Source organism: Deinococcus sp. (assembly GCF_018260555.1).
Classification (GTDB): domain Bacteria; phylum Deinococcota; class Deinococci; order Deinococcales; family Deinococcaceae; genus Deinococcus.
The window spans coordinates 1-4,476 of sequence record NZ_JAGLBB010000117.1; the positions used below are offsets into that span (position 1 = coordinate 1).

The window sequence follows — 4,476 nt, forward strand, 5'->3', positions numbered from 1 at the left end:
CGGGCAGCGACACGTCCGGCGCGGACGGTCCGGCCCCCGCCGCGGCTTCCCGCAGCGGCCCCGGCGGAACCGGCGCGTCCGAGTCGCCTGTCGCTGCGGCCGGAACCGGCGCGCGGGGCGGGGGGGGCGCGAGCAGCGAAACGCGGCCGCTGACCTGCACGGTCGTGATCGACGTGCGTGGCCTCGGGACGTTCCAGCGGGACATGACCAGCATCGTGTACGCCGAGGGCGGCGCACAGCTCTGGCCGGACGCCGCGCTCATCAAGGGTGTCAGCAGCAGCCTCGTGCAGGAGGGCAACCTGCACACCTACGTGACCAGCGAGGCGGAACTGGCTGCTTTCAAGAACGTCACCCGCGTGAAGGCCGCCCGCATTCAACCCAACCGGTACGCGCCCACCTCGAAGGTGTACACGGACGTGACCCTTCCTGCCGAGGCCGCCGCGCAGTTCCGCTCGGCCGGGCAGGCGTGCCGCGTCGTGTACCTCAAAACCTGAATCCGGCCAGGTGCGCGTCCCGTGCACCTGCCCTTCTGCCCGGTCCGCACCTGCACCGTGTCTTTCGTTTTCCCGGAGGTCCCCATGAGCATCCGCACACCCGCCCGCCTGACCCTGTTCCTGACCCTCGCCGCGCTGCTGGCCGCGCCCGCCCGCGCCTGGGTTCCGAAACTGGAAGACACCACCGCCCGGAACGTCATTGACGGCGCGTACGGCCGCCGCGACCCGGTTCCCACCTACCTGATTACTAGCCTAAAAGTTGGGGACGGCCAGTTCGAGGCAGGCCCGGGCGCCGTGACTGCCTTCGATGGCGGCGCCGCCTGCGTGACCGACTGGCTGGCCGCCCCGCAGGACTACGCGCGCGGCAGCCGCCCCGTGACCGTGACCGCCAGCGGGCAGGCCGACCAGCTGTTCTTCGCGGCGCAGGACGCCCGTGACAACTTCAGGAACCTCAGTGTCAAGGAGGCCCTGAGCGAGGAATTCACCAGTAAACGCCTCGCGGACGGACAGCTGCGCATCGATATTGCCGTGCAGGGCCTTCCCAGCGAGAAGGCCCGCGCCGCGTACCTCGCGCGACTGAAGGGCGCGGACGGCACACTCGTCGCCCCCGTGAAAAGCACCTACGTGAACGACTTCAAGCAGGAGGGCGGCACCTGGAGCGGCACCCTGGTGTACTACTTCGAACCCCTCAAGGCCGGTCTGGGTGCCAGCGACACCGTGAACCTCCTGCTGCACACCGAGGCCGACACCAGCTGCGCGTACTCCATCCCCCTGAAACTCGGAGACTTCAGCTGAGCCCAGGGCAGGTTGCCGGGGGTGGACAGTGAAGCGGGCGACCGTCTCACCCACCACTGTTTGGGTTTGCCAGGCTGCTCACTGCCAGGCTGCCCAGTTCGCCGCCCGACTGCACCCCGCGACCCGACTTCACCCCGCAGCCCGACAGCCCCAGGCGACCCGACTGCCCTACACTGCGGGGCGTGCCCGCCTTTCCCCTTCTGGCCGTGGATATCGGCAACACCAGCACCGTCATCGGCCTTGCGGACGAGAGCCTGAACCTCACGCACACCTGGCGCGTGCGTACCAACCGCGACGTGTTGCCCGACGACCTCGCGCTGCAACTGCACGGCCTGTTCACGCTGGCCGGGGCAGGCGCACCCCGCTCGGCCGTGCTGAGCAGCGTCGCGCCGCCCGTCGGTGAGAACTACGGGCTGGCGCTCCGCCGTCACTTCATGGTCGAGGCGTTCAGCGTCAGCGCCACCAACCTGCCGGACGTGAGCGTGGAACTCGACCAGCCCGACGCGGTCGGCGCAGACCGCCTGTGCAACCTGTTCGGCGCGGAACGCTACATGAACGCCCACGACTACGCCGTGGTCGTGGATTTCGGGACGAGCACCAACTTCGACGTGATCGGCCGGGGCCGCCGCTTCCTGGGCGGCGTGCTCGCCACGGGCGCGCAGGTCAGCGCCGACGCGCTGTTCAGCCGCGCCGCGAAACTGCCGCGCATCACCCTGCAAGCCCCGCAGGCGGCCATCGGGCACAACACCACGCACGCGCTGCAATCGGGGCTGGTCTTCGGGTACGCCGAGATGGTGGACGGCCTGCTGCGCCGCATCCGCGCGGAACTGCCGGGCCCGGCGGTCGCCGTCGCCACCGGCGGTTTTGCCCGCACCATCGAGGGCATCTGCCGCGAGATCGACCACTACGACGAGACCCTGACCCTACGCGGCCTCGTGGAACTCTGGGCCAGCCGCTGAGCCCCTCCTGCGCTCCCAACGGATGCTCTACGCCAGGCGCATGACCCGATCCGGGCCCATCGCAGCGCCCGGCCTGCCGCCCGGACCCGCCCGGATCGTGAGCCTGCTGCCGAGCCCCACCGACCTGCTGTTCGACCTGCTGGGTGATACGGACTCCGGGTTGAATGGGCTGCAAAGACCATTCGATCCGAGCGAAGCGAGTGGGAGAGAACCGGGCCTCCGGACGTGAAGCTGGCAATCCGGTGAAGTTCCGGATTGTCAGCGAAACAAACGGCAGTCCGTATGAGTCCGGGCTGGGCGCGCGGGTGGTGGGGGTCAGTCACTCCTGTGACCACCCGCAGGCGCGGGGCCTGCCGGTCCTCACGCGGTCCATTGTGAACAGCGCTGCTGCGCAGGCACAGATCGACCGGGCCGTCAGTGACGCCGTGCAGCCTGTCACGCACGCGCCGAGCGTCCTGACGCTGGAGTGGGCGGAGCCGCCCTTCTACGGCGGTCACTGGGTGCCCCAGCAGGCCGAGCGGGTCGGCGGCGTGAACGTGCTGGGCGCGGCCGGAACCGACTCGGGCCGCGCCAGCTGGACGCAGATCGAGTCGCTGCAACCCGACGTGACGGTCGTCATGTGCTGCGGGTACGGCCTGGGCGACGACGTCGCGTTCGCCCGCGCCCTGGACCCGCAGCGGCCGCTGGGGCAGGTGTGGGCCGTGGATGCCAACGCCCTGTTCAGCCGCCGCTCTCTGGGCGTGGTGCGCGGCGCGGAGGTCCTCGCGGCCCTGGCTGCGCGGCGAGGCCACCCCCGGCCAGAGCGAACGCATCTGGCCGTGAAGGACGGCAGGGGAATCCGTATCAGGCAGGAAAGCCCTGGGGACCGCTTTCGTTCTGGCCCGGGCTGTCGTCCGTACTGGCCCCGCGCCAGACACCCAGCGCCACGCGGTTGTGGGAACTGCCCTGCACCGATGCCAGCGCGGCCTGCGCTTCTTTCCACAGCGCCTGCGGGTCGGGATGGTTGGCGTAGAATGCCACGCCCACACTGACCGTCAGGTTTACACCCTCAAGCGGACAGGACGCGATTCGCACCCGCAGGCGCTCGCAGGCGCTCCGGGCCGCGCGGGCGTCCGGCGTGCGCATCACCATCATCAGCTGATCCGGCCCCAGGCGACCCAGCAGGTCCTGATCGCGCACCACACCCAGCGTCACGCGGGCCAGGTGCGCCACCAGCCGTTCGGTGAATCCCAGCCCGTACTGCGTCTCAAGTGCTCGCAGGCCGTCCACGCCGATCACGGCCACGCTGAGACCTTCGGGCCGCCGCCGGAACTCGCGGACCAGCGCGTCCTGGGTTCCCTGGCGGGCGGGCAGACCGGTCAGCGGATCGTGCTCGCCCGGCAAATCGCCGCCCAGCATGTCCCGCCGCAGGTTCCCCAGCGTGCGCAGGACCACTCTGTGCTGCCCGGCCAGCACGACCGTGGACGCCAGCAGCGTCTGCACGACCATTCCCATGACCTGGGATTCCCAGGCGCCGTGCCCGGCGGTGTACACCAGGGTCAGACCCGCCACGCCGCCCATACACACCAGGTTCAGTACTGTGCTGTCCCGGCGGCCCAGCAACCACAGGTGCGAGGCGATCAGCACCGTAATCCACGGTCCCATGCCACTCAGGGTGACCAGTTGCCACTCTGAGGGCACGCGGAACAGCACGAACCACAGGCTGCCCAGCAGGTACGCCCAGGTGCCCAGCAGCGTGGTCAGGTGCAGGGTGCGCAGCGGGAGCCGGATCCTGTGGGTGCTGGCGGCCACGCCGGCCAGTAGCAGTGCCAGTGGTGGCAGCGCCGCCTGCTCGAAACTGCTCATGGGCAGCAAGAGCATCTTCAGCAGCAGCGCGGCCAGCACCACCCCCAGCAGGCGGCGGGTCAGGGTGCGGTGGTCCAGGCTGTCGCGGGCCGCGCCGTCCACCTGACTGGCAGTCAGGGAATTCCTGGGGGAAGGAGGCAGGCGTCTCATGGTGCCTGACAGTGAAGCAGACAAGCTCTCACTCTTCCCTGACACTCTGTTTCATGCGCGTATTGTTAAGCCCGGCCGGCAGCCCCGCCCCATCCGGGAGACCACGCCCGGAACCCGCTCAGACGGATTCCGATTGATTCGGTGGAGTTCCGAATCAATCCGAGCGGATGCGAGTAGGAACAGCATCCCCCCCCCTTCGCGGTATGGAGCCGCAGTCCGTATCAGTGAAACAA

General features: G+C 69.5%; 6 protein-coding genes. 4 read left to right on the top strand and 2 right to left on the bottom strand.

Annotated features, from left to right (window positions below; translation table 11 throughout):
• The 4 genes from QZ271_RS13940 to QZ271_RS13955 all read left to right on the top strand — a co-directional run.
• The coding region (locus QZ271_RS13940) for a hypothetical protein (protein ID WP_291432481.1) at positions 1 to 494 on the top strand (494 nt) is incomplete at its 5' end.
• Positions 495 to 578: 84 nt separating this feature from the next.
• The gene (locus QZ271_RS13945) at positions 579 to 1,289 is read left to right on the top strand and encodes a hypothetical protein (RefSeq protein WP_291432483.1); all 711 of its coding nucleotides are present in this window, start codon (positions 579 to 581) and stop codon (positions 1,287 to 1,289) included.
• A gap of 182 nt (positions 1,290 to 1,471) precedes the next feature.
• Positions 1,472 to 2,248: a type III pantothenate kinase gene (locus QZ271_RS13950; protein WP_291432485.1), complete on the top strand. Its 777-nt coding sequence runs from the start codon at positions 1,472 to 1,474 to the stop codon at positions 2,246 to 2,248.
• Positions 2,249 to 2,288: 40 nt separating this feature from the next.
• Positions 2,289 to 2,477 (top strand): hypothetical protein, encoded by a 189-nt coding sequence (locus QZ271_RS13955; protein WP_291432487.1) that lies wholly within the window; start codon positions 2,289 to 2,291, stop codon positions 2,475 to 2,477.
• 264 nt (positions 2,478 to 2,741) lie between these two features.
• Here QZ271_RS13955 and QZ271_RS13960 read toward each other — a convergent pair whose 3' ends face one another.
• Positions 2,742 to 2,867 (bottom strand): hypothetical protein, encoded by a 126-nt coding sequence (locus tag QZ271_RS13960; protein ID WP_291432489.1) that lies wholly within the window; start codon positions 2,865 to 2,867, stop codon positions 2,742 to 2,744.
• Between the two features lie 224 nt (positions 2,868 to 3,091).
• Entirely contained in the window at positions 3,092 to 4,243 is a 1,152-nt protein-coding gene (locus tag QZ271_RS13965; RefSeq protein WP_291432490.1) for a GGDEF domain-containing protein, read from the bottom strand.
• Positions 4,244 to 4,476 lie beyond the last annotated feature (233 nt).

What these genes read in the sequence shown, in the direction of transcription:
- QZ271_RS13965 (WP_291432490.1), bottom strand. Translation starts at nt 4,243, where the DNA reads ATGAGACGCCTGCCTCCTTCCCCCAGGAATTCCCTGACTGCCAGTCAG.
- QZ271_RS13945 (WP_291432483.1), top strand. Translation starts at nt 579, where the DNA reads ATGAGCATCCGCACACCCGCCCGCCTGACCCTGTTCCTGACCCTCGCC.
- QZ271_RS13960 (WP_291432489.1), bottom strand. Translation starts at nt 2,867, where the DNA reads ATGACGACCGTCACGTCGGGTTGCAGCGACTCGATCTGCGTCCAGCTG.
- QZ271_RS13955 (WP_291432487.1), top strand. Translation starts at nt 2,289, where the DNA reads ATGACCCGATCCGGGCCCATCGCAGCGCCCGGCCTGCCGCCCGGACCC.